Raw genomic sequence first — 25,548 nt, forward strand, 5'->3', positions numbered from 1 at the left:
ACAGAGAGTCGCGACGATCCGCAATATGCTGAGCCTGAATACCGCCGCCATTCGGGCGGCAATAGCGAAGGGAACAGTGAAATGAAGAGACGGACATCTGCTATCGCAGCGTTCCTCCTTGTTGTCGCCGGCTTGTTCGCGGCGCAACCCGCAAGTGCCACGTCCGGCGGCAGCTGGGATCCGAAGGGCGGGTCGTTCTCTGCCCCCAGCAACTGGCACTGCGGCCCGACGATCGACAACCCGATGGTGAGCCGGCAGACGTGCGTGGTCCGCAGCGGCAACTATGTCCAGTCCGCGACGGTCGTCCGTAACCGGACGTCCGCGCAGTTCGCCACCGCTATCCGCCAGGAGCTTTTCTCGTACAGCGGGAGACTGACCTACGGAGAATGCGGTCTTTCGGGGATCGCGGCCAATAGCGTGTCGGTCTGCTTCACCCCCACGGTGATCAACCCGGGTCACGTGCAGTCACGGGCGATGCTGTGGCAGACGGACACGCTGTTCGTCAGCCCGTGGGCCTGATCGCACCAGCAGAGAACCGACGCTCGGGGAGTTGACAACGACGGCAGCCGACCCCGTAAGGAGACTCTCGGCCGCTGTTCCGCTCAGGCCTCATCCTCCGCTTCGCTCGCACATGTGCGCACTGCTCAGGCATACCCACGACTTTCGTGCGCAGGAAGAGCACATGTGCGAGCGAAGCGTCGGCGGTCCGCTCGCGCCAGGTACGCGAGCGGTCACGGTGCACCGACGGGACGGTTCAGCTGCGCTGCTGCCCACGGGATCAGCGCTTCGTCCATCGCGTAGTAGAGGGCGTAGAACCGTCGGTACACATCGACGAGCCAGGCTTCTGATCCCAGGCTCTCGCGCAACCGGCGGTCCAGCCAGGCGGCTTCTGCGCCACCGCCGGAGGACGGCGTCATCTCCACCATGACGGCTGCCCCGACCTCGTCGAGCACCGGGTCGGCGGCAAGGGCATGGCCGCTGATGTCCAGCAGAGCGGTGACGGCACCATCACTGTCGACCAGCACATTGGCTGGCGCCAGGTCCCCGTGGCAGAACGCCGGTGCGACACAGCGCTCGCGCACACGCGCCAGCAGGCTATCGACCTGAGCGCCGAGGTCCGGCACCATCGCCGCGAGCCGGCCACGGCTGAGCGCGATGCCGATGTCGATCTGCGCGGACAGAAGCTCCGGCAACGAGGCGTACCGCTGCGCATCGCCGAGCACCCGGCCGAATCCGGCCGCGGACAGCGGCAGCTCGCGCAGCCGCCTGGCCACGTCCAGCAGACCGGCGAGCGCGGCACGCCTCCGGCCGACGTCTGCGGTCTCGGCCAGCCACTGCGACATCGGGATGCCCGGAAGGCGTCGCTCGATCCGGATGCGCTGTTCACCCCGCCTCCCCTCACGCAGGATGCGCGGCAGCGCGATACCGAGAGACACGCCATCCCATCGGTCCAGGAGGTCAGCGAGCGCAGCGTCAGGACCAGCGTCGCCAGGCGCCTCGATGCGCAGCACCCGGTCATCGTCGAGCGCGAATACGCGCGCCTCGCCACCGCTGCCCAGCAGGTCGGATTCATCGATCCCGAACTCAGCGAGGATCGTCGGCTCGGCAGGCCCCGCCACGGTGTACGTCTGATCGACCATCCCCCGTCACCTCCCGCTGCTCGGTGTACGTCCATCCGCCCCCTCGGCAGACTCTATCCGGAGCGTCTTGTCGCACGAAGGGCCCAGAACCGTCCATGACGGAGGATCGCGCATCTCCGCTGGCCGGCGATGCCGCGTCCCGGTCGTTCCCGTCAGGTATAGGTCACCCGCGCGTCCCCGCGAAGCAGACGTGCGCCGAACGCGACCAAGCGATCGACCTCTGAGCCGAAAGGACTGTCGGAGACCATGTACGTCCACGTCGAGGCCGGTCGGCGCAAGCGGAGATCACCGAGGCTCACAGCGTCATCGGGAGCCGCCTCGAGGACACGACGGGCCTCGGCCCGGAAACCCGAACGGAACGCCCGAAAACGCTCGTTCGCCATCCGGTTGAACTCATCGATCGGGCTCTGCCTCCCGAGCGCCCGGAGATGAACGCCCTCACGAATGACCGCGAGGTCGTTCAGATGATCCGCCCAGCCGCGGTCGAGGAGGGCGAGCATCACGTCGGTGGCCAGACCGCGCCGCGCCGTCGCCCACGTTTGCGTACGGTCCCCGGCGTCGCCGAAGACCTCCACCAGCCAGCGATCCACGGCGTCGGGCTCGGTGAGAAGGCTCTCGCGTGCAGCGAGAAGCACCGCTCGGTGCTGGTCGGTCAGCGTGTGATCGTTCCGTGTCGTGCGATGCAATTGCAACTGCTTTCCCTCGGCCACGCGCTGCGCATGATCGTAAAGCCGCAGGAGCTTCTGATCACGGACCCCGCCGTCATCGGCCACGGAGCGCGGCTGACAGCCGATGCGCAGCTGCGTGCTCACCACGTCGTCGTCCAGGCTCGAGTAGAAGACCGACGTGCCGGGCGAGCCCTGTCGGCCGGATCTTCCGCGCAGTTGCCGATCGAGCCGCCTCGAGCTGTGCCGGCCCAGACCGATCACGAGAAGACCGCCGAGCTCTTCGACCTCTGGATCGATGCGGATGTCGGTTCCTCGGCCCGCCATCTGCGTGGAGACGGTGATCGCTCCTCGTGCCCCCGCACGAGCGATCATGGACGCCTCCGCCGCGTCGTTCTTCGCATTGAGCACCTGCGCTGCGACCTTCAGGTCAGCGAGAATGCGCGTGAAACGCTCGGAGTCAGCGACGCTGCCTGTTCCGATGAGAACGGGTTGCCCCACAGAATGCGCCTGCAGCACGGCTTGCGCAGCGGCCGTGTCCCGCCCTTCGCGCGTGGAAAAGAGTCGATCGGGGGCGTCTTCCCGCACACACGGGCGGCGCGGGGGAATGATCCCTGTCGCCAGATCGAGATCCTCGGCGAGGCGCACGGCCGCTTCGAGGGCACTCCCGCTCATCCCGGTGACGGTGCGATAGCCACGGGCCACGGTCTCGACGAGCACCTGATCGAGAATCTCCGTTTGCTCCGTGACCGGCAGTCCCTCCTTGCGTTCGACGGCGGCGTGGAGTCCTTCTGGCCAGCGCTGCCGCTCGGCCACCCGGCCTCGCGCATCATTGATGATCTGCACGCGATCGTCGGCGACGATGTCGTGCACGTCGCGCTCCAGCAGCGCTCGGGCATGCAGCGCAACGTGGGCTGCTGTCAGCAGCTCGAAGCATTCCGCGGCGTAGAGGTCATCGACGCCGAAGGAGGATTCCAGCCAGGCGATCCCGGCGTCCGTGAACGACACATTCCGCCGCTCGCCGTCGACGTCGAAGTGCGCCCCCTCCGTCAGGTTCGCGACGGCCGACGTGACCGTGTCATCTTCGGCGCACGCGTCGCGCTCTCCCGCGATGACCAGCGGCACCATGGCGTCGTCGAGGAGCACCGCATCGATCTCATCCACGACAGCGGTGTCGAGAGCAGCCAGCACGCGCGATGTGCCTGCGGGGCGCTGGCGGTCACGGAGCAGGTCGAATCCCACCTGATGCACGGTGGTGTAGACGATGTCTTTCCGGTAGACCTCGGCCCGCGCCGCCGCATCCATCTGCTCCGCCACCGCACCGCTACGGAGACCGAATGCGGCGAAGAACGGCGCTCCGGCCGCGGCGTCCCGTGCTGCCAGGTAGTCGTTGGCGGAGAGGACGTGAACCTGGCGGCCGGCAGCTGCGTACCCCGCAGCGACGAGCAGACCCACGAGAGTCTTGCCCTCGCCGGTGCCCATGTCGACCACCTGGCCGTGCAGCATGCTCACGGCGGCGAGCAACTGAACCTCGAACGGTTCCATCGCGAGACGGCGTCGTGCGACCTCGCTCGCCACGGCGAGAAAGCGGATAAGTTCCCCCTCGTCACGCAGGTCAACCGGCATCGCTTCGGCAACCTGGCGGCTCATCTCCCGGTCGCTGAGAACGCGCAGCGCCGCACGCCGCGATCCGATGCGTTGGACGATCGGCGCGTACCCGCGGACGTCTGTCGTACCCGGCTCCTGACGGAACCGGCTCAGCCATCCCGGGGCACCCTGGCGTCGAGTTTCCCCGTCGGGAAGCGTCCTGAAGCGCGGCATGGCGTAACGCTAACGCCCGGCCCTGGACTCGTGCCGTATGGCCACAACGTGCCCGCCCCATCTCCCCCGCCCCCGGCTCGCTGGGCGCATCGCTCTCAGGACGCACATACCCGGTGACAGCGACCTCCTCATCTCTGATCACTCATCTCTGATCGCCGGCTGCCGAGGCCTCGTTCGGCGTGGAGCGAGTATGAGTGACCTCAGACGACACCGTGGACGCGACATGCTCCCGACGGCCATCAGCCAGACACGCGTGTTTCCGAGGACTGGTGTTTCTGGTCCGGCTGTCACTAATCGCGTGAAGAGCGGATAACCCAACGGATCTCGACAAAGCCGGTCCAGGAACGGCAAGTCGTCTCTCCACGCGCGCGCCAGAGATTGCTGATCCCCGAACACTGGCTGCCTCACCTCGCGCCGAACTCCCGTACCGCTATCCCGCAGGACGCTTGATCGGAGCAGCACGCTTGATCGGGTCTGTGTAAACCGCTTGGAGACTCTTACCAATGTCCTCCCAGCCGTCCCGCAAGGCGAACCGGAACATGTGCGAATCAGGCAGGTGATGCAGACCTGCATCGTTACGAGCGGCCAGGCCGTGTTGATCGGCTTCGGCGACGCCTCAGAATCTGTCGCAGACCGCGATGCGGACGTTCTCTGTGCCGCGGTTTTTGATCTTGGTAACCACACCGCGCGGGGACTCCTCACCCTCGACCCGCCAGTGGCCCGGATCCCGAGAATTTCGCTATCCCCGTTAACGGTGAGTAGATCGGGTGGTTGCGCACGTGTTCCCCTCGTGGACCTTCACCAGGGCGTCAAAGGCCACCGCGGGACACAAGCAGCCCCATTCGTCCACTCCGGTACCCCGCTGCTGTCGTGTCTTCACGACAGCCGGCTCGAACGATCCCGACCCGCCACGCGGTCCGGCTGATCTCAACCGGGCTGCCCGCAGTCAGAGATGTGTTCGAACCGCTACCGTTACGGATGTTGTCGCTCTCAGCCTGCGCGCGCTTCGTGTCACCGAGGTGCTCGGTCATCCCCGTCTCGAAGGCTTTCTCCAAAACTCGTTTGGCGGGTTGCTCCAACAGCCCGACGAGGCCGAGGCACTGCGACCTCGCTGGCAGAGGCAGGTACTCCACGAGCTGCTGTTCGTCGATGATCTCTCCAGCCACAGGAGCGGTGATCTCGACGACATCGGTCATCGCCCTTCCTTTCGGTCAGACCCGACCAAATTCACCTTTCGTCGGACAATCTCGCCGCGAAGAGGCCCACCGGTCAGCGGGCCTCTTCGCGGTCTCATCGTTCGGCCGGGGCGTCAGATCGTGATCGCGCCAGAGCCTTTCTGCAGAGTGAGGGGTGAGCCTGAGTAGCTGAGCGATAGGCCGAGGAAGCTCGCAGAAACGCCGGTCAGTCCTCCACCCTGGTTGCCTTCGTAGATGAAGCCGACCTGGACGTCGGCGGATCCGCAGTTGGCCTTGTCATATGTGACAGAAACCTGCACCAGATCTGCCTGATTCGCGAAGCCACTGGTATATGCGTCCACATTCCAGGTCGGCGCGCCCGTGCCTGCACCGCCATCGCGCAATGTCGCAAGCCCGGTGCTCCCGCCGCCGAGCGCGTACGTGGCTGCAGAGTAACCGGAGAAGGTTCCACACTGGCTACTGAAGCCGAGCGACGCAATATCGTACGGGGCAGCCTGGCCTGCGAAGTCGTCACGCCAGTCGGCCGTGCCCGTAACACCCACCTTCGTGCTCGCCGGGTGCGCGGACGAAGTAATACTGACGGTGAAGACGTCCGAGGGGAAGTCCGCGCGCGGACCAATCTTCGGCGTGTCTCCAGGGGTGGAGTTATGCTCCATGACCGACTGAGCCTCCGCCGGTGACGTCGGTCCGGTGACATTCGTGGAGACCTGGATGCTGCCGCCGTACTCTTCGGCGACCTGCGCAAGGCCCTCATAGTCAGTCGGGTGAGCTTGTTGGTATTCCTCGACGGCGGCGAAAAACGCGTCGGGGTCGGATCCTTTTACGTCTGCCATGGCAGGCTGTGCGAATATAAGGGGCGCGAAAGCAACGGTCGTTGCAGCGGCCAGTGTCCACGTCGCGCGAGATTTGCTGGTTCGACTAGTTGTCTTCGTCATGACCATGCTCCTCCATTCGAGAACAGCCCATGGAGAGCGCCATCGATAATTCGGCGAGGTTGGTCACCTTACGGCGCTTCATCGGGCTAGTGATGTTATCCGCTCTATTAGCGAGGCTATCGTCAACCTCTTGACGGCCAGGCTACGTGCTATAAAGCACTTCTGCAACAGGAGTAGCAAATTCCCACCGAAGGAAGGACATCAACTCCTTCCGTCTTCTCCTAGTTCACCTGATCGTCTTGCAGCCCGTTGCTTATCGTAATCTCGCATCCCATCTCGCACACCCTTTTGTACAGCGCAATACACGACGTACGCCATGACCGCAAGCATGAGTGCCGTGAGCGCAAGTGATGACAGCGGATCCATCTGCTTTCCTCTCTCAATGACCTCTCTGCCCAAATAACGTTGCCGACGTGTGTTTCAGAACGTTTCGGGGTCTTCCGGAAGCTCGTGAGACGCCCTCGAGCAGCAACAGACAACGCAGCAGCCGGTTAGAATCCCGCGACCATCGCCGGAGATCTGGGAGACAGGACCTAAACCGCTGATTAAGCTCCTACCCACACGGTAGCAGCGCAAATGAGAACTGGGGCAGCCTAGATGAAAAACGCCGTTCGCAGATGCTCCGCAAACAACTGGATACGGACGATCGCGCCGCGCGACAGCAATGAACCCACAGCATATAAAGGCGCGTGATTCCCCTCTACTGCGGGTGGAACTCCGCGGTCGCTTGGCACTGGGGTGTGCCCTCGGGAGCGTAGCCAGCCCCGGTTTGCTTTCGACGGGTAGCCCTTGTCTGTCAGCATCCAGTGCGTCGCCGACGTCGGACCGGGGATGCCCGCGAAAACAATCGCGGCGACGTAGCGAGCGCATCGCGGGGGCTCCCCTGGTCCGAAGACGGTTCGCGATGCCGGTGTCGGCGCCGGGACAGAGGTTCGCCCGTGTGGTCGACAATCACGCGGGGCGTCTCCGCCCGCCTCTCGCTCCCCTCGGAGCGCGCGGAGGCCCCTCGTACGATTGATGGATGGGAACCACTGCGGAGCGTGAGCATCGTGATCGTCACGAATCGCGTGCGCGTGGTTTCTCCGTTCCTGGGATGCGATCGCGTCTGCTGACGAGTTCGGTGCTCGGGCTCGCGGTGTTCGTGGGGCTCTGGTTAACCGTCACACCGGACGACGTCATTGCTCGCGGGGCGCAGCTCGCGTTGGGTGCGGTTGCGGTAGCCGGTGTGATGTCCGGTTCACGTGTGCCGGTTGTTGCGGTGATCGTGACCGCGGTGGCGACTGCCGGCGCGTGGCTTCTCGGGGTGACAGCTGATCCTTTCGTGCTGACGGGGTTCGCGGTGTTTCGGCTTTCGGAGGCGCGTGGAGGACGCCGGTTTCCGTGGTGGATGTTCACCGGCGCGCTTGTCGTGGTGGTCGCATCTGCGATCTTCGGTGCGGAGGGCGCGGAGGATCGCTTCCGAGGGATGTTGCTGAGCGCGCTCGTGTTGTCCGTCGCGTGGGTGCTCGGTGTGCGGACACGAGAGGTCGAGCGCGAGGCTGCGGCGCGGTCACGAGCAGAGGAGCGTCTTCGCCTGGCGCGCGATGTGCACGATGTGCTGTCGCACTCCTTGGGGGCGATGGGGGTGCAAGCAGGCGTCGCCGCGCATGTCACCTCCCTGGGCACTGACGAGTTGCGTGCGGTGCTGCGCAGCGTCGAGAGCGACGCGCGGTCGTCGCTGTCGGAGCTGAAAGCGCTCCTGCAACGAGAGCGCGCAGACATCGATAGGGACGACGTGGCGTCGAGCCCTCTCTCGGCAGCGCTTGCCGGTGTTATGCGGACCGCGGAGAAGTCGGGTGTCGTCGTCCGCCTCGACGCAGAAGAAGCAATCGATGCGCTTCCGGCCGATGTGCGGACGACAGTGCTCCGGATCGTTCAGGAAGCGGTGACGAACGTGATCCGGCACGCGTCGGCGTCGTCCGCGGTCGTGACGCTCCGTGTGTCGTCGGAGACGGTGACGGTGGGCGTCCAGGATGACGGCCAGGGGGCACAGAGCGGGATCCGGCCCGGACACGGTTTGAGGGGGATGCGCGAGAGAGTCGAGCTGCTGGGCGGCACCGTGGCCTTCGCCTCCTCGGCTTCCGGCTTCCGGGTTTCGGCAGCCCTGCCGTGTCAGCGGCCTGCGGTCGGAGGTCACGCATGACGGCGATCCGGGTGTTGATAGCCGATGATGAGCCGGCGATCCGCTCGTCGCTTCGGCTGCTGGTCGACAGCGATGACGACATGGAGGTCGTCGGCGAGGCCGGTGACGGCGAAGCGGCGGTCGAGAGTGCTGCGCGGCTGGGCGCGGATGTCGTGTTGATGGACGTGCAGATGCCGCGGATGACGGGACTGGCAGCCACCCGCGCCCTGACCGGGCAGACCGACGGGCCGCGGGTGATCGTGCTGACGATGTTCGACGTGGACGAGTACGTGTATGAGGCACTGCGGGTCGGGGCGTCCGGATTCCTGTTGAAGAACAGCCCGCCCAGCGAGGTGCTGCACGCGATCCGCGTCGCACACGAAGGGAACGCGCTGCTCGCACCGGAAGTGACGAAGCGCCTGATCGGACGATTCGCGCCCGTGCGGGAGGATCACCGACTCGACCCCCTCACGGAGCGGGAGCGCGAGACCCTGACGCTCATCGGGCAAGGCAGATCGAATGCGGAGATCGCGGCTGAGCTGTTCGTCACCGTGACGACCGTGCGCACCTACGTCAGCCGCATCCTGACGAAACTCCAGACCCGCGATCGTGCGGGGCTCGTCGTGATCGCCTACGAGAGCGGCATCGTGACGCCGACATCTTTCTGATTCCGTCACCGCCTCCGGCGCATACGATTGTCAACTCTCGCAGACTGACATCCGCACGCAGGCTCGGTTGGCTGGGAGACATGATCGAAGTCAGTCACCTGGTCAAGCGCCACGGCTCACGCGCCGTCGTCGACGACGCGAGTTTCACCGCACTTCCGGGCCGGGTCACCGGGTTCCTCGGGCCCAACGGCGCCGGCAAGAGCTCGACCCTGCGCATCCTGCTCGGATTGGATCGCGCCACCAGCGGCACGGCGCTGATCGATGGGAGCCCCTATCGCTCGTTGCGGCGACCCCTGTGGAAGGTCGGTGCGATGCTCGACGGACCGGGCGCGCACACGGGCCGCACGGCACGGGCGCATCTGATGTGGGTGGCGCAGTCGAACGCGATCCCCGCCCGGCGCGTGGACGAGGTGCTGGAACTCACCGGGCTGCACGGCGCCGCGAAGACGAGGATCGGCGGGTTCTCGCTCGGCATGGGGCAGCGGCTCGGCATCGCCGCCGCGCTCCTCGGCAACCCCGACGTGCTGGTGCTGGACGAACCCACCAACGGCCTCGATCCCGACGGCATCCGTTGGACCACACGCTTCCTGCGCTCCCTCGCCGATGACGGCAAAGCGGTGCTGGTGTCCAGCCATCTGATGAGCGTGATGGAGGACACCGCAGACGACTTCGTGATCATCGCCCGCGGCCGAGTGCTCGCGGCAGGCACAGCGGCAGAGGTCACTGGCACGCACAGCACCGTGGAGGACGCGTTCTTCTCACTCACTGACGAGCACACGGAGTACCGCGCCACCGGCGGCGACGAGGCGACGTCGTGAACGGTCTCTTGCGAAGCGCTCTCCCCCTCGCGCGTTCGGAGTCCTCCAAACTGCTCACCGCTCGCGCAACCGGGATTCTCGGCGCCGTGACGATCCTCGGCACGTGGCCGATGGCATGGACAAACGCCGCGTCCGCCGTGGGCATCGCACCCGATGACCCCCGCCTGTTCTCCGCCGAACCGACCCGCCTCGCGTATCAGGGCTTCGAGATGGCCGGCTTCGGCTATGTCCTGGTCGTCGCGCTCGCCGCGTTGTGGGCCGGGAGCGAGTATGGCGGTGGCAAGCAGATTCGCACCACGCTCCTGGCCACCCCGCAAAGACTCCGCGTGTTCCTGATGAAGACACTGCTGCTCGCGGTGACGGTCGCGTCGGTCGCGTTCGTGACGATGTGGGGCACGCTGGTGATCACACATGCAGCGGGCGAGACCGGCGTCGCCCCCTGGGGGTTGACCTCGGAGATCTGGGCGAATCTCGGCAGCGTCACGATCGCGTGGACGTTCACCGCGCTCATCGCGTTCGCCGTCGGCGTGCTTGCACGCACCGCCATCCTGCCGTTGATCCTCGTCGTACCGCTCGTGATCGGCGTGGGCGACCTGCTCTCCGAATTCTGGGCGGGTGCGCGTTACCTCCCCGTTGCCGCCGGAGCTGCCCTCTACTCCGATCCTGCGGCGGGCCTCCACCTCGATCCGCTCACCGGGGGTCTCATCCAAGCCGCATGGGCAGTCGTGCTGCTCACCGCCGCGGCGCTGGCCTTCGTGCGCAGAGATCTGTGAGGCACCGATGATCCACACACTCCGCGCCGAATGGACCAAGGCGCTCACCCTACGCAGCATTCAGGGCACCCTCGCCGCCGCGCTCCTCGTGCCCCCGGCTCTCGCGCTCGCCTCCGGCCTCGCATTCGACGGCGAAAAAACCGCAGCGATGTCATTCCCCATCGCGTCACACGGGTTCGAGACGGCCGGATTCGGGCAACCCCTGATCATCCTGCTCGCAGCGCTCATCGCCGGGACCGAATACTCGGACGACCAACTCCGCACCACGCTGACCGCCACCCCCCAGCGGGGGCGTGTGCTCGCGGCGAAGTTCGCTGTGATCGCGGTGGTCGCCCTGCTCATCGGCGTTCTCGCCACGAGCGCCGCTGTCCTCCTCAAGCACGCGGTGCTCGGTGACCACGGTCTGGCTCTCGGGGAGTTCACCGCCGGAATGGGATGGAACGTGGTCGGCGTCGCCGTGAACTACACGCTGATGGGCCTGATCGCCGCAGCGATCACCGTCCTCGCACGCACGTTCATCGTGACGCTCGTCGTGCTCTTGCCTCTGGTGCTCGGGCTCACCATCTCCGTGCTCGCCGTCATCCCGGCGTTGAAGTTCCTGCCCGACCTCGCGGGCATACAGCTCCTGACCAGCTATCCGGGAGTCGGGCTCCTCGACCCGATACCTGGCGGGATCGTGATGGCGACCTGGACGCTCCTGCTCGCGGTGGGGTCCTGGATCGCCTTCCGAAAACGCGACGTCACGGGCTGAGAACGGCGTGGGCAGCCGGCCCCCGAACGGACTTCACGCCGTGGACGCACGCTCTGCGCGCTGGCTGGGCGGAAACGTGAAGGGCTGCATCATCCATTCGGATAGAGGATAGAGGATCGCAATTTCGAAGCAGGACGCTGCGCCGGGAACTCCGCTCCCATAACCTCGTCGGGCCAATGGGTGGGGTCGCTTCTTGCGGCGGCAACGCGGCGATGGAGTCGTTCTTCAGACTGCTGCAGAAGAACGTCCTGAACCGACGCCGCAGGGCCACCCCGCACGGGTCTGCGGATCGCGATCGTGTGGTCTTGCCCGAGGTCCAGGAAAGGTTCCGACGTTCAGCCCGTGAATACGGCGACAGCAGGTGCTTCGAGGACCCCGGGCTGAGTGATCGTGAACGGCAGATCAGCGAGCGGAGATCGACGCCGTCGTGGTCGCTACCGACGACGATTCCCCGGACGTTCGGCGCCGATGCCGCGCGGGCAGCGGGAGCGGACGAAGCAGCGATCGCGGATGACGCGGTCATCCTGGCCGATGCGGGCTGGACCATCGAAGGCGCCGACACCAGTCCTCTCGCGAGCGATACGGCTCTCATGGTCGTCACCGCATGCACCGGGTCTTCCCCGTACGGCGGTTACCTCTCCCGGATCGGATACCAGTGGGCGTTGAACTCGAATGACACGGATACATTCATCGCTGCTCTCACGGTGAGCGTTGCTGGGGGCTCGGGGGTCGCCGCTGTCGCGTTGCTCACCGAGATTGGCGCACCTGTTGCAGCTGTTTCCGCTGCCGTGATCGGGATTGCCGGGATCGGCGTCGCAGTGCCAGAGCTGTGTCAGACCGTGAGCACACAGAGCGCGGTCTCCATCAACTCGGTCGGAACTGTTCCGCCGTGCTGCTGGGGACAATGATCTGGCTATGTCGGGTGAGACGGCATATCGAGTGACGCTCTCCGCCGGAGCGGTGACCTCTTTCCTCGCCGTCACGCTGCCCTCGCCGTCACGCTGCTCGTCGTTGGTCTTTTCCTCGGTGCAGCCCAACGCTTCGGCTCCCCTTTCCCCCGTGGAACTGGCCTACGGGCACCGATCTCGTTCGGCACACGTGCTCTCTGCCTCGTGTGGAGATGGCAGCGGGGACGTCAAGCCGATTCGAGCACAGCGTCGTGACCTGACCGGAGGGCACCGCGTAACGCCATCAACACGCGGTAGCCATCGGTCGCCGGGGAAGGTCCGTTCAACGCAGGTTCGACAGGAAGCGTTCTCAGTCCCCCAGCGGGAAGCGTCGTCGGTTTGAAAATCGACACGTGGGGTGGAAGCAATTGGGCGCTGTGGGAACAGCCGACCACGGGTTCAGAAGCTCGTTTCCGCATGGAATCAAGGGGGTCGCGGGGATGCGGAATCCGAGAGGGGCGCCGACGACCCGTTGATCGGCGCCTCGGCGGAACCAAGTAAACGACCTCGAACTCGGCTCACAGACAGCGAAGTGGACGCTATGCGAACAGCTCGCGCGCAGGGGATCAGTGTGAAGGCTGTGGCGCGTCAGTTCGGGGTGCATCGGGGCACGGTGTGGTCGAAGACCCGCTGAAATCGTAGTGATCACTGGAGCGGGAGCAGGATTCTGGTCACCGCGTCGCCGGGGGCCGTCACCGCTGGATCGGTGAGGTATTCCTCGAATACCGGGTGGTCACGAGGTTCCTCCCCGGAGGCAGGAAGCCAGACACCGTACAACCACTGGTAAGCGGTGTGCATCGAAGAGTACGGCCCGACATAGTGGAGCACCGCGTGTCGTCCTGCGGGGATGCTGATTCGTTCCAGTCCGTCGGGAACGTGAGCATCAGCACTGATGATAACTCCCGCTGCGGAGCGAAGCGCTGCCCGAGGCGTGGCGTCGGGGTCATCGTGGTAGATCGCGATCATCCGACCGCTCTGCGCCATCCGGTCTCTCACACGCGAGAATGCTCGGCCGACGTTCATGTACGAGCCGGTGTGTCCAGAAGCGGCGAGTTCGATGAGTTCGTTGGTGGTGATCTCGACGGGGTGCGAGTCAGGATCGTGCTCGACCAAGACCGGCCTGGCAACGGTGCTGGTGGCGGACCCGCCGGTGCGAAATCCGCCCGGAGGCACGCCGTAAACACGGGAGAATGCTCGACTGAACGTGGTCGCATTCGTGAACCCGGAACGGCGGGCTATGCGTGTGATCGGCAACGCGGTATCCGTGAGTAGCGCCGCAGCACGTTCAAGCCTGAGCCGCTGCACTGTCTGCGCAGCCGTTTCGCCGCGCACCGCACGGTAGAGGCGATGCCAGTGGTAGGGCGAGAACCCAGCGACCTCCGCGAGGATGTCGAGACGGAGGTCGTCATCAAGGTGGGTGTAGATGTACTCCGTCACCTGATCGAGTTGATGCTGGTATTGCTCTGCTTTCATGGTTCCTGGTGTAGACCGAGTGAAATCTCGATGGTTCCGTCGCTGCCGTACCGCTCGTAGTCGGCCACATAGCTCAGCGGGAGGTCATCGCGCCTCCAGATTGTCTCCCACGCCGCAGGAACCAGGTCGCGACGTGCAGGTTCAACCGCGACGCGCTCACGCACTGAAGCAGGAACCGACACCGCGACAAGACCATCCGGTACGGGGTGGTTCTCGTCTACTCGATATCCGATGACGTGCGTATAGTCTCCCAGGTTGTCCACGCCTTCGTGCTCGTGATCGGTGTAGACGGCATAGACATCACCCGCAACACCAAGACGCTGACCCACCTCCGCCGCTGCGAACGCTTTCCAGTGCCCAGGGATCGTCTGCATCGCTTCCCGGTTATTCGTCCGAAGCGGAAGACCGATCACGCGGAACTGTTCCTGATGCGCACTCATGCGACCATCATCGCAACTACGGAATGACAAATCTTGCGGACATCTCGACGGGGGCAAGAGCGCCTGTAATGCTTTCAGGAATTCAGTCACAACGTCAGCTCCGACCCACTATCTCTTTGACTCGGCTCGCGGAACAGAGAGGCGCGGAGTTGCCGTTCACGCTCAGCAAGCATGCGGGCGGTCTCGCGCTCGGACTCCTCGGCTGCGCGGGTCTGCATGATTCGTTCGACGGCCTCGGCGGGAGTGAGTGCGCGCAGCGTCTCGGCTTCGGCTCGGGCGTGCTGGGCGGTGCGGGTCGCATCTTCGGCCTTGCGGGCTGGGCGCGCGTTTATGTAAGCACCGGGATTTTTCCGTACGGCGTCTGCTCCGAAGATGCGCGCGTAGACGCCCAGGCTGGGCCACGGGTTCGGTTCTAGCGCGGCGTGCAGGGCGTGAGCAGCGTTCGCTTGCTGTTGCTCGGCGTCGATTACACGCGGGTCGGCGTCGATCCGGGGCTGGGTGACGCGCTCGATCCATGCAGCCTGGTTCTCGTTCCAGCGGGACGGTTCACCCCAAGCCTTCGTGAGCTTCCGCTTCGCGTCGCGGGCGGCGCTTTGGGCGGTGTCGTGTTCGGCGGTCGCGCGGCGTTTCCTGAACCTCCCCACTGTCCGCGCCCTGTCGCGGGCGGTCTTCTCGGCAGCGTCAGCGGCTTGCCAATCGGTGAGCGCTTCCCCTGCCTGCGCGGTCAGTGGCTCTGCGACCTCAGAACGTACGAGTTCGACGTATCGCTTCGCCTCGTCGTTCGCCTGGGCTACCTGGTCGCGTTCGGCGCGCTGCCGCGCATAGAGGTCGTCCAGGGCGTCGGATGCTTGCCGCCAACGTGCCGCTCGCACCGCGGCGCGCCCGGCCCGTCGAATCAGCGCAGCTATCTCAGTGGTGACGAGTTTCGCGGGGCCGTTGTCGATGAGACCTCGCACGGCTTCTGCCGATTGCTGGGCGGCGTGGATAAGTCCTCGGTCTGCGCGGTCACGTTCTATCGCGTCGATGAACTGCGCTCGGGCATCAGCCGTGCTGTCGGCGATGATGTGCAATTGGTTCTCGCCCGTGCCTCTCGTCATGCCGACGTACACGGCCGCTCCGCTCATGGCATCGGAGAGGATCGTGTGCGACCCCGTTACAGTGACGCCCTGCACCCCATAGGCAGTCGAGGCGTAGGCAAGGTGCGCATGCTCGGTGACATAAGTAGCGGGTAGTTGCACGGTGTGCTCGCGTTTCCGGTCGCTGCCCGCCTCGGCCGCCCACACTGCTCCGTCGTCGGCGACGTGTTGCACGACCCACTGCTGCCGGTTCGCCACGGCCAACCCGGTGTCGTTCTTCCGGGTCTGGATCAGGTCACCGCGCCCGATAGGGAGGTCGTCGCTGCCGGTCACGGTCACCGCGTCGTCTACGGCCCCGGCGTGCGTGCGTTGGTCACGGATGCGCTCGTTCCAGCGGGTGGCTTCGTCGTTGGTGGCGACCGTGACAGCCTCCCCATCGCCGCGATGCTGGGCGACGTACTCTTGCAGGCTCTCAGTGTCGGCGTGCAGGCGGATGAGGCCGAGCGCGGCGAGCTGATCGAAGACCTTGCCGGGATCATCCCGTTCCCGCAATCGCACCGTGAGTTCTGCGTAGTCGGGGTCGGTGAAGCGGTGGACTTCGGCCATGTCGATGGTTCGGCCGCGAATCTGCGCGGCCATGTCGAGCACGCCGCCTCTGCCTACGGCAGGGAGTTGTGCCCGGTCGCCGACGAGCGCGAGCGTCGCGCCCGCCCCGGCGGCGACGGTGAACAGGGCAAGGGCGGAGTCTTGATCGAGCATCCCGGCCTCGTCCACCACGATCCGTCCACCAGCTTGGAGGCGCGCAGTCTCGGGTGGGCCGGTGTAGGTGCGGCCGGTCTCGGGATCGGTTTCGCCAGGAGTGAGGCGTGTCCATACGCCATCGGCGTTCCAGCGGTAGCCGTGGGCGTGGAGGAGCGCGGCCACCGAATCCGCAGGCACCCCGAGCGCCTGGTGTGCGACGTCGGCGGCCTTCTTCGTCGGCGCAACCACCCGCGTTGCTCGCCCCTCCCGTTTCGCGGCTTGGATCGCGGTAGCAAGCATGGTCGTCTTCCCACTGCCCGCTGCCCCTTCCACGATCACCAGCGGATCAGTGGAGGCGAGCGCTGCGGCAGCGTCGGTCTGGTCTGGGTCGAGACCGGCGTCCTGCGCCAGCCGTTGCACGTCCGGAACAGCCGGCTCATCCGCTGGCGCTCGGGCGGTGAGGAGGTCGCGCAACTCGGTTTCGGCTTGTATGACGCGCACGCTCGTCAGATGCGCCACATGCTCCAACGCAGGCTTGCCGGGTGGAAGGATCGTGAAGCAATCCTCCAACGCCAACCGCGACACAGCCGTGATGAACTCGCGTATCTCCGCAGGCGTAGCGCGGACGCCGTATTCGGTCATAATCCGCGTCGCGTGCTCGGTCACCGTGTGCGCCGACCATGCGGAACTGGATGCGGCGCAGCGGTCGAGCGTGCGTGATGCAATCTCCTGCACGCTCAACTCGTCCAATGCCACGGATGGGCGCGGTGCGGGTCGTTGCAGCGCTGCGGGATCGTATCCGGCCTCGCGCAGCTCTGTCACCCATCCGGTTTCCTCGGCCAGGGTGGTGGGCTTCTTCGCGGGCCGCTCATGCGCCCACGCGTCCGCACGCAGGCGCGAAGCGACAACTGGCCCCATGCTCTCACCGGGATGCTGCTGATCCCATTCGGCTTCGAGACGTTCCAGGTTCATACCTACTTGCTCGCCCCGCTTACTCATCAGCGCATTGAATGGCTGCAACTCGACCACCTCACCGGTTACGGGGTTGAGGGTCAGGCCGTGCCGGTCAAGCACCGCATGCAGTTCGGGGCTGGCGGCGATCACCGCGGTGCCGAGGGCGCGGATCGCTCCCTGCTGCTTGAACAGGGCGCCGGTGAACAGACCCCGCCACTTCCCGGCGGCGAACACGCGGGTGCCGATCTGCATGTGAATGTGCCGGTGCGGATCACCCGCACGCGACGTACGATGCGTGATCCCGACGACATGCATCTGCTCGACGGGTACGACCTCCTGCGCCCCAACGGGCCAACGCGAGTGACGGAGTGCTGGGCGAGCCAACGACGAATCTCCGCCAAGGCGTCCTGCTGCGCGGCATCGAGTGCTTCGGAGACCTCCGGGTGCAGTGCGGCAGCGATCGACAAGCTCTTGGGCCTGTTGATGACCATCTCCATGAACCGGGGCGACGATTTTCGATCCGACCCCGCACCACGCGGTTTCCCCATCGACTCACCTATGAGCGGGTTCTCCCAGTCCACCCACCCCGCATACGTGGCAGGGTCAAGCGCCGCTTCAGCGGTCACCGCGCCCGACCCGTCGAGCGCCGCGAACTGCGCGACCGTGGTTTCTGCACCGAGGTAGTAGTGGATGCGGCGTTCGACAAACGCAACGCAGGCCAGGATCAGGAAGTCGCGGACTTGACCGCGAACCGAGCACGCCTGGAAGCAGAATCCGACAAACTCCTCGCCGCGCACTTCGCCGACGCCATCGACCTGTCCACGTTGAAGCGGCACCAGGACCGCATCCGCACCGGCCTCGCCGACATCAACCGTCGCCTCACGGAACATAGCGAGCACCACACCGGCGGGCGCGCGTTCCTCCACGACTCGCTGCGGCTACTCACCGATGCGCACCGCGCCTACGCCTACTCCGGTGATGCTGACCGGCGGTTGGCGAACCAGGCGTTCTACACACGCCTCGACATCACCGACGACGAACACCTCCGCCCACGCCTCGCGGAACCCTTCGCGACGATCTTCCGCGAAGCACACGACCACGGCGACGAAGGCAAGGAAGCGAAACGGGAACACTCAACATCTACTGATGTCGCGTGTTCCCGTAAGACACTTTGGGTGGGCCCTGCCGGGATCGAACCGACGACATCCACGGTGTAAACGTGGCGCTCTACCAGCTGAGCTAAAGGCCCTGGCCCAACCATGCTACCGAGCCGTCGCTACTGGCGGCGTATCGACGCCCCGACCGCGCGCAGGAAGGCGAGGACCTCGTCGCGCTCGGGGTCACCGGTTGACGGTTCCCAGTTGACGAGGCAGGAGAACACGAACGTCTGCGCGCCGAGCCGGACGAGGCCGGAGTCGGCGCGGATCCCCGCGTCCGTGCCGGTCTTCGCGACCACCGTCACGCCACGGTCCGGCGCGGAGTGCGCGAGAGGATCCAGGCCGAAGGCGTCCGTGACCATGCTCAGGTCCATGCCGTCGGCGAACCAGGCCAGCACCCGTAGCGCGACCCTGTCGCCCGCCGTGGATCGAGCCCAGAGCAGAGCGAACGCATCGGCGTAGGCCGCTGCCGTGCCGGTGCTCAGTGTGCTCGGATGCGGCGCGACCCGCTCGTCGCGCACGATGTCGTGCAGCCGGAAGCCACCCACACCGTAGCGGGCGGCCCGCTCGGTCACCGCGTCGACGCCGCCGAGAGCGTGGATCAGCACGTTCGTCGCGAGGTTGTCCGATACCGTCCCCACGAGCTTCGCCACGTCGACGAAGGACAGCGTCCGCTGATCGAGGTGCGACCAGATGCCCGAATCGCACACCGGCTCCACGACACCGCGGTCCAGGCGGCTTCCCGCATCGACCTCGCCGGTCTCGATAGCGAGCGCCGCCGCGACCAGTACCGCGACCTTGGCGGAGCTCGCCGAGCGCAGCTCTCGGTCCGCACGATAACGCAGGATCTCGGCTGGCTCCGGCCCGACGCGGCGGACGCACACCCCCACGCGAGCGCCGCAGCTGACCTCGAACCGGGCGATCGCGTTCTCGTCCACCCGGTCACTGTAGCCATCTCGGTGCCGCAGCGGCAGACTCTGGCCGCCCGACACGACACCGGTTCGCCGCCGACGACGCGGGTGTCGACGATCGACCGGCGCGCCTCGCGGCGCGCGCACAATCGTGCATGGCAGTGCCGTTGGGATGCGGCCATGAGTAGGCTGATCCACAAGAGCGCTTGTGCGAGGCCGACAAAGCCCGCGAGCGCTCCCGAACCGTTTCCGTTGGCATGACCTGCCAGTTCGACGAAAGGCCGCCGGTGTCCGTCAACACTCAGGATCCGTATTCGCAGGGCGCCTACGACAGCGATCCCGAAGAGACCAACGAGTGGCAGCAGTCGCTCGACGAGCTCGCCGAGGCCCGCGGTCCGGGTCGCGCACGGGAGATCATGCTGAGCCTGCTCCAGCGCTCGCGAGAGCTGCACCTGGGCGTGCCGATGGTCCCCACCACCGACTACATCAACACCATCGCGTCGGAGAACGAACCGGCCTTCCCCGGCGATGAGGAGATCGAGCGGCGCTACCGCTCGTGGATCCGCTGGAACGCCGCCGTCACCGTGCACCGCGCACAGCGCCCCGGGATCGGGGTCGGCGGTCACATCTCGACCTATGCCTCGTCGGCATCGCTCTACGAGGTCGGCTTCAACCACTTCTTCCGCGGGCCAGACCACCCCGGCGGCGGCGATCAGGTGTTCATCCAGGGTCACGCCTCCCCCGGCATCTACGCACGTTCCTTCCTGGAGGGACGCCTCAGCGAGAAGAACCTCGACGGCTTCCGCCAGCAGCAGTCATGCGCTCCCTACGGCCTTCCGTCCTACCCGCACCCGCGGCAGATGTCGGACTACTGGCAGTTCCCGACCGTGTCGATGGGCCTCGGCCCGATCAACGCGATCTATCAGGCGATGACGAACAAGTACCTGCACAACCGCGGGATCAAGGACACCGCCGAACAGCATGTCTGGGCTTTCCTGGGCGACGGCGAGATGGACGAGATCGAGAGCCGCGGCCAGCTCCAGGTCGCCGCCAACGAGGGCCTGGACAACCTGACCTTCGTCGTGAACTGCAACCTGCAGCGCCTCGACGGCCCGGTGCGCGGCAACGGCAAGATCATCCAGGAGCTGGAGTCGTTCTTCCGCGGAGCGGGCTGGAACGTCATCAAGGTCATCTGGGGCCGCGAATGGGACGACCTGCTCCAGAACGACATCGACGGCGCCCTGCTGAACATCATGAACACCACGCCGGACGGCGACTACCAGACTTACAAGGCGGAGTCCGGCGCATTCGTGCGCGAGCACTTCTTCGGTCGTGACGAGCGCGCCCTCTCCCTGGTGAAGGACTACACCGACGACCAGATCTGGGGCCTGCGCCGCGGTGGTCACGACTACCGCAAGGTGTATGCGGCGTTCCAGGCGGCGATGGCGCACAAGGGCCAGCCGACGGTGATCCTGGCCAAGACCATCAAGGGCTACGGTCTCGGCCCGCACTTCGAGGGCCGCAACGCGACCCACCAGATGAAGAAGATGACGCTGGACGACCTCAAGGCCTTCCGCGACGCGATGCACATCCCGATCAGCAACGCGCAGCTCGAGGAGAATCCCTACCTGCCGCCGTACTTCAACCCGGGCCCCGGCGACGAGACGATCCAGTACATGCTCGAACGTCGCAACAACCTGGGCGGCCTGCTGCCGTCTCGCCGCTCGACGCACGTCGACATCACGCTTCCCGACGACAAGGCCTACGCCCTGGCGAAGAAGGGATCCGGCACCCAGGAGATCGCCACCACGATGGCGTTCGTCCGTCTGCTGAAGGATCTGCTGCGCGCGGAGAACTTCGGCAACCGTGTCGTGCCGATCATCCCGGATGAGGCGCGCACGTTCGGTATCGACGCGTTCTTCCCGACCGCCAAGATCTACAACCCCAACGGGCAGCACTACACCTCCGTGGACCGCGAGCTCCTCCTCGCGTACAAGGAGAGCCCGCAGGGCCAGATCATGCACGTCGGCATCAACGAGGCCGGCGCCGTCGCAGCCTTCACCGGCACCGGCACGGCCTACGCCACGCACGGTCAGCCACTGATCCCGATCTACATCTTCTACTCGATGTTCGGTTTCCAGCGCACCGGCGATGCCCAGTGGGCAGCTGCCGACCAGCTTGCGCGCGGCTTCATCATCGGGGCGACGGCCGGACGCACCACGCTCACCGGCGAGGGCCTGCAGCACGCGGACGGTCAGTCGCACCTGCTGGCCTCGACCAACCCGGCCACGGTCTCCTACGATCCCGCCTACGGGTACGAGATCGCCCACATCGTGCGGTCCGGACTCGAGCGGATGTACGGGGGCAACCACCCGGATCCCAACGTCATGTACTACATGACGGTCTACAACGAGCCGATCGTGCAGCCGGCGGAGCCGGAGAACGTCGATGTCGAGGGCATCGTCCGCGGCATGCACCGGATCAGCGAGGGCGAGGGCGAGGGCCCGCGCGTCCAGCTGCTCGCGTCCGGCGTCGGCGTGCTGTGGGCGCTGGAGGCTCAGCAGCTGCTGCGGGAGGACTGGGGCGTGGTCGCCGATGTCTGGTCGGTGACCAGCTGGACGGAGCTGCGCCGCGACGGCCTCGCCGCCGACCAGCACAACTTCCTCTACCCCGAGGAGGAGCCGCACACCGCCTATGTGACCGAGCGCCTGCGCGACGCGCAAGGACCGGTCATCGCCGTGAGCGACTTCATGCACGCGGTGCAGGACCAGATCCGCGAGTGGGTTCCGCAGCGGTACGCGTCGCTGGGCGCCGATGACTTCGGCTTCTCGGACACCCGCGCTGCGGCACGCCGCTACTTCAAGATCGACGGACCGTCGATGGTGGTCCGCGCCCTCCAGGCGCTGGCCGATGAGGGCGCGGTCGACCGGTCGCTCTCCGCGCAGGCGATCCAGAAGTACGAGCTTTACAACGTCAACGCCGGCACGAGCGGGAACGCCGGCGGCGAAAGCTGACACGAGTGACCGACACCCGCAACGCGGACCCGATTCGCGAATCGCCGCGAGGTCCGGACAACCAGGCCACCCTGGCCTGGCTGCGCCGGATCTCGGGCGATCTCGCGACGGCCACGCTGCAGCGCCTGGAGGAGTCCCTGCCGTGGTACTCCGAGATGCCGCCGGCCCGCCGCTCCGCGGTGGGCCTGGTGGCCCAGGCGGGCATCACGTCGTTCATCCAGTGGTTCGAAGACCCGACGTCGACGCCGTGGATCGCGGCGGACATCTTCGCTGCGGCGCCCCGCGAGCTGTTGCGCAGCGTCAGTCTGCAGCAGACCCTGCAGCTCATCCGGGTCACCGTGGAGGTGACGGAGGAACGGATCGCCGGGAAGAGCGAGGATCTGCGCGAAGCAATCCTGCTCTATTCGCGTGATGTGGCCTTCACCGCCGCCGATGTCTACGCGCGCGCTGCCGAGGCCCGCGGCCTGTGGGATGCACGCCTGGAGGCGCTCGTCGTCGACTCGATCCTGACCGGCGAGGCCGACGAGCAGCTTCCGAGCCGGATCGCTGCGCTCGGATGGCACGGCCACGGCGAGGTCTGTGTTCTGGTCGGGACGACGCCGGCACAGTTCGACGTCGATCTGGTACGACGCGCGGCGCGCAAGCTCTCGGTCGACGTGCTCATCGGGATCCAGGGGTCACGGCTCGTGCTCGTGATCGGGCGCGCGCGCCACGACAGCACCCGTGCGACGAACGAGGAGCTCCGCTTCGGTGAGATCGCCGAGCGACTGGAGCCGTGGTTCGGTGCGGGGGCCGTCGTTCTCGGCCCGCCGGTCACCGCGCTCGTCGACGCGGGGTTGAGCGCCCGCGCGGCGCTGGCGGGTTTCGCCGTCGCCGGCGCCTGGCGGAGCGCTCCGCGCCCCGTCGAGGCGGACGACCTGCTGCCGGAGCGTGCGCTGGCCGGGGACCCCCTGGCCAAGCAGACCCTCGTCGAGCGCATCTACCGTCCGCTGCAGGCACATTCGACCGATCTGGTCACCACCCTGTGGAGCTACCTCGACAACGGCCGCTCCCTCGAGGCGACGGCACGCGAGCTCTTCGTGCACCCGAACACCGTGCGATACCGGCTCAAGCGCATCAGCGAGGTGATCGGCTGGGACGCCACCGGCCCGCGCGAAGCGCTCATCATGCAGACCGCGCTGATCCTGGGCTCGGTGGGCGGCGGCGACGGCGTGCGTCGGCGGACCGCGCGCCCGCGGCCGACCCGACCCTGACCCGCCACAGCCGGCACGCGGTCCGTCTGGGCGCATTCCGTCTGGGCGCCTTCGTCGCGACATCGCCCGGACATCCCCTCCCGCTGAACGAAACCCACAATGAGTTTTCGATTTGTTGTGAGGGTCTCACCACCCAAACCGCGGATTCGTTGGCAGACTGGTCAGGTGATCGTCGTCGTATGCCCGGGACAGGGCTCGCAGACCCCCGGCTTCCTCGCCCCCTGGCTCGAACTGGACGGCGCTGCCGAGCGCATGGCCGCATACGCGGACGCCGCGGAGGTCGATCTCATCCGACACGGCACCGTGTCGGATGCCGACACCATCCGCGACACCCAGGTGGCGCAGCCGCTGATCGTCGCAGCGTCGCTGCTGGCCTGGCATGCACTCGGCGAGGCACGCGCACGAGCGCAGGGCCTGGCCGGTCATTCGGTCGGCGAGCTCGCTGCCCTGGCGGCCGCCGGTGTCGTCTCCGATGAGACGGCGCTGCGCATCGTCGGCACCCGCGGACGCGCGATGGCGGCGGCCGCCGCCCTCGAACCCACCGGCATGAGCGCGGTCGTCGGCGGCGTGGAGGCCGATGTCCTCGCGGCGCTCGAGGATCACGGACTGACGCCGGCCAACTACAACGGCGCAGGCCAGATCGTCGCGGCCGGTCCGCTCGATGCGCTTGCCGCACTCGCGGAGCAGGCGCCCCGCGGTGCGCGGGTCATCCCGCTGCAGGTGGCGGGCGCCTTCCACACCCGCTTCATGGCCCCGGCACAGGACGTGCTCGGCCCCGTCGTCGATGCCGTGCCCGCCGAGAACTTCTCGACGCCGAGCACCCCGCTGTGGACCAACAGCGACGGCTCGATCGTGACCAATGGTCGGCGTGCGCTCGACCTCATCGTCTCCCAGGTGGCCTCCCCCGTGCGCTGGGACCTGTGCATGGCGGGCCTCGCCGACGCCGGTGTCACCGGCATCATCGAGCTCACCCCCGCCGGCGCCCTCACCGGGCTCGCCAAGCGTGGCCTGCGCGGCATTCCGGCCGTGGCCATGAAGACACCAGACGACCTGCCCGCGGCGCTCGAGCTCCTGAACGCCTGACGAGAACGAACGCCCGAGAAGGATGGCCCCCATGACGCAGCCGACCCTGGCCCAGACCCGCGGCCCGGAATACACCCGGATCCTCTCCTACGGAGCGGCCCGCGGAGAGCGGACCGTGCCCAACGAAGAGATCGTCGGGCCGATCGACTCGAGCGACGAGTGGATCCGTCAGCGCACCGGCATCATCACCCGGCGCCGGGCGGACCCGGAGACCAACGCCATCGACCTGGCCATCGAGGCGGCCAGCGAGGCGGTGCAGCGCAGCGGAGTGGACCCGGCTGAGATCGACCTCGTCATCGTCGGAACCATCAGCAATCCGCGTCAGACCCCATCGGTCTCCGCGATCGTCGCCGACCGGATCGGCGCGAACCCGGCCGCCGCCTACGACTCGAATGCCGCTTGTGCGGGATTCTGCTACGCGATCGCTCAGGCGGACGCTCTCATCCGTGCCGGTGCCGCGCGCTACGCGGTCGTGGTCGGCACCGAGAAGCTCTCCGACGTCATCGACCCCACCGACCGGAGCATCTCCTTCCTCCTCGGGGACGGCGCGGGCGCGGTTGTCATCGGCCCGAGCGACATCCCGGCGATCGGCCCCGTGGTGTGGGGCTCGGATGGCTCGAAGAACGAGGTCATCCAGACCACCGGAACGCTCACCGACTTCCGGGACGGCAAGGTCGCGTGGCCGACGCTGCGCCAGGAGGGCCAGACGGTGTTCCGCTGGGCGGTCTGGGAGATGGCGAAGACCGCGCGGCGCGCCCTCGACGCGGCCGGCATCTCGGCGGCGGACCTGGCGGCCTTCATCCCGCACCAGGCGAACATGCGCATCATCGATGAGTTCGCCAAGCAGCTGAAGCTGCCGGACACCTGCGTGATCGCGCGTGACATCGCCGACACGGGAAATACCTCGGCCGCATCGATCCCGCTCGCGACGCATCGGCTGCTGGAAGAGCACCCGGAGCTCAGCGGCGGCATCGCGCTGCAGATCGGCTTCGGCGCTGGGCTCGTCTTCGCCGCGCAGGTGGTTGTCCTTCCCTGACGCCCGGCTGCCGGGCGGCGGCTCCCCCGTTCCCT

General features: G+C 66.6%; 19 protein-coding genes, 1 tRNA gene and 2 pseudogenes. 11 read left to right on the plus strand and 11 right to left on the minus strand.

Features of this window, described 5'->3' with window-relative positions:
• The first annotated feature begins 81 nt into the window (after window positions 1-81).
• The gene (locus AC3RXY_RS05720; protein ID WP_491509936.1) at window positions 82-519 is read left to right on the plus strand and encodes a hypothetical protein; all 438 of its coding nucleotides are present in this window, start codon (window positions 82-84) and stop codon (window positions 517-519) included.
• Between the two features lie 212 nt (window positions 520-731).
• Here AC3RXY_RS05720 and AC3RXY_RS05725 read toward each other — a convergent pair whose 3' ends face one another.
• The 4 genes from AC3RXY_RS05725 to AC3RXY_RS05740 all read right to left on the minus strand — a co-directional run bounded on the left by AC3RXY_RS05725 (window position 732) and on the right by AC3RXY_RS05740 (window position 6,257).
• Window positions 732-1,640, minus strand: a complete 909-nt coding sequence (locus AC3RXY_RS05725; RefSeq protein ID WP_491509937.1) for a phosphotransferase family protein — start codon at window positions 1,638-1,640, stop codon at window positions 732-734.
• A gap of 152 nt (window positions 1,641-1,792) precedes the next feature.
• Entirely contained in the window at window positions 1,793-4,126 is a 2,334-nt protein-coding gene (secA2, locus tag AC3RXY_RS05730) for an accessory Sec system translocase SecA2 (RefSeq protein WP_491509938.1), read from the minus strand.
• 809 nt (window positions 4,127-4,935) lie between these two features.
• A complete protein-coding gene (locus tag AC3RXY_RS05735; protein ID WP_491509939.1) occupies window positions 4,936-5,322 on the minus strand; it encodes a hypothetical protein in 387 nt (128 codons plus the stop codon).
• Window positions 5,323-5,435: 113 nt separating this feature from the next.
• A complete protein-coding gene (locus AC3RXY_RS05740) occupies window positions 5,436-6,257 on the minus strand; it encodes a hypothetical protein (RefSeq protein WP_491509940.1) in 822 nt (273 codons plus the stop codon).
• Between the two features lie 1,021 nt (window positions 6,258-7,278).
• Between AC3RXY_RS05740 and AC3RXY_RS05745 the strand changes: the two genes are divergently transcribed.
• The 6 genes and pseudogenes from AC3RXY_RS05745 to AC3RXY_RS05770 form a co-directional block, all read left to right on the plus strand.
• Window positions 7,279-8,439, plus strand: coding sequence for an ATP-binding protein (locus AC3RXY_RS05745; RefSeq protein WP_491509941.1), 1,161 nt, complete (start codon window positions 7,279-7,281; stop codon window positions 8,437-8,439).
• Entirely contained in the window at window positions 8,436-9,086 is a 651-nt protein-coding gene (locus AC3RXY_RS05750; protein WP_491509942.1) for a response regulator, read from the plus strand. Before AC3RXY_RS05745 ends, AC3RXY_RS05750 begins: the two co-directional genes overlap by 4 nt.
• 80 nt (window positions 9,087-9,166) lie before the next feature.
• Window positions 9,167-9,904 carry an ABC transporter ATP-binding protein gene (locus AC3RXY_RS05755; protein ID WP_491509943.1) on the plus strand — a complete coding sequence of 246 codons (738 nt, stop codon included), beginning with the start codon at window positions 9,167-9,169 and terminating at the stop codon, window positions 9,902-9,904.
• Window positions 9,901-10,677, plus strand: a complete 777-nt coding sequence (locus AC3RXY_RS05760) for a hypothetical protein (protein ID WP_491509944.1) — start codon at window positions 9,901-9,903, stop codon at window positions 10,675-10,677. Before AC3RXY_RS05755 ends, AC3RXY_RS05760 begins: the two co-directional genes overlap by 4 nt.
• A 7-nt stretch (window positions 10,678-10,684) precedes the next feature.
• Window positions 10,685-11,428, plus strand: a complete 744-nt coding sequence (locus tag AC3RXY_RS05765) for an ABC transporter permease (protein WP_491509945.1) — start codon at window positions 10,685-10,687, stop codon at window positions 11,426-11,428.
• 107 nt (window positions 11,429-11,535) lie between these two features.
• A pseudogene (locus AC3RXY_RS05770) lies at window positions 11,536-11,700 on the plus strand (IS3 family transposase); the annotation flags it as partial.
• A 1,320-nt stretch (window positions 11,701-13,020) separates the two neighbouring features.
• Here AC3RXY_RS05770 and AC3RXY_RS05775 read toward each other — a convergent pair.
• From AC3RXY_RS05775 to AC3RXY_RS05805, 7 genes and pseudogenes are all read right to left on the minus strand, one after another.
• Window positions 13,021-13,848 (minus strand): AraC family transcriptional regulator, encoded by an 828-nt coding sequence (locus AC3RXY_RS05775; protein WP_491509946.1) that lies wholly within the window; start codon window positions 13,846-13,848, stop codon window positions 13,021-13,023.
• A complete protein-coding gene (locus tag AC3RXY_RS05780; RefSeq protein ID WP_491509947.1) occupies window positions 13,845-14,288 on the minus strand; it encodes a GyrI-like domain-containing protein in 444 nt (147 codons plus the stop codon). Before AC3RXY_RS05780 ends, AC3RXY_RS05775 begins: the two co-directional genes overlap by 4 nt.
• 86 nt (window positions 14,289-14,374) lie before the next feature.
• The gene (locus AC3RXY_RS05785; protein WP_491510148.1) at window positions 14,375-16,747 is read right to left on the minus strand and encodes an ATP-dependent DNA helicase; all 2,373 of its coding nucleotides are present in this window, start codon (window positions 16,745-16,747) and stop codon (window positions 14,375-14,377) included.
• Window positions 16,748-16,972: 225 nt separating this feature from the next.
• Window positions 16,973-17,949, minus strand: a pseudogene (gene mobF / locus AC3RXY_RS05790) (MobF family relaxase); the annotation flags it as partial.
• A 48-nt stretch (window positions 17,950-17,997) separates the two neighbouring features.
• On the minus strand, window positions 17,998-18,192 hold the full coding sequence (locus tag AC3RXY_RS05795; RefSeq protein WP_491509948.1) for a hypothetical protein: 195 nt from the start codon (window positions 18,190-18,192) through the stop codon (window positions 17,998-18,000).
• Between the two features lie 43 nt (window positions 18,193-18,235).
• Window positions 18,236-18,308 (minus strand) — tRNA-Val (locus AC3RXY_RS05800).
• Window positions 18,309-18,335: 27 nt separating this feature from the next.
• Window positions 18,336-19,154 carry a serine hydrolase gene (locus AC3RXY_RS05805; protein WP_491509949.1) on the minus strand — a complete coding sequence of 273 codons (819 nt, stop codon included), beginning with the start codon at window positions 19,152-19,154 and terminating at the stop codon, window positions 18,336-18,338.
• Between the two features lie 260 nt (window positions 19,155-19,414).
• Here AC3RXY_RS05805 and aceE point away from each other — a divergent pair, with 260 nt between their 5' ends.
• From aceE to AC3RXY_RS05825, 4 genes are all read left to right on the plus strand, one after another.
• The gene (gene aceE, locus AC3RXY_RS05810; protein ID WP_491509950.1) at window positions 19,415-22,141 is read left to right on the plus strand and encodes a pyruvate dehydrogenase (acetyl-transferring), homodimeric type; all 2,727 of its coding nucleotides are present in this window, start codon (window positions 19,415-19,417) and stop codon (window positions 22,139-22,141) included.
• Window positions 22,142-22,146: 5 nt separating this feature from the next.
• The gene (locus AC3RXY_RS05815) at window positions 22,147-23,394 is read left to right on the plus strand and encodes a PucR family transcriptional regulator (protein ID WP_491509951.1); all 1,248 of its coding nucleotides are present in this window, start codon (window positions 22,147-22,149) and stop codon (window positions 23,392-23,394) included.
• 165 nt (window positions 23,395-23,559) lie between these two features.
• On the plus strand, window positions 23,560-24,477 hold the full coding sequence (locus tag AC3RXY_RS05820; RefSeq protein WP_491509952.1) for an ACP S-malonyltransferase: 918 nt from the start codon (window positions 23,560-23,562) through the stop codon (window positions 24,475-24,477).
• Between the two features lie 31 nt (window positions 24,478-24,508).
• Window positions 24,509-25,513 carry a beta-ketoacyl-ACP synthase III gene (locus AC3RXY_RS05825; protein ID WP_491509953.1) on the plus strand — a complete coding sequence of 335 codons (1,005 nt, stop codon included), beginning with the start codon at window positions 24,509-24,511 and terminating at the stop codon, window positions 25,511-25,513.
• Window positions 25,514-25,548 lie beyond the last annotated feature (35 nt).

Source organism: Microbacterium longlingense, assembly GCF_058349825.2.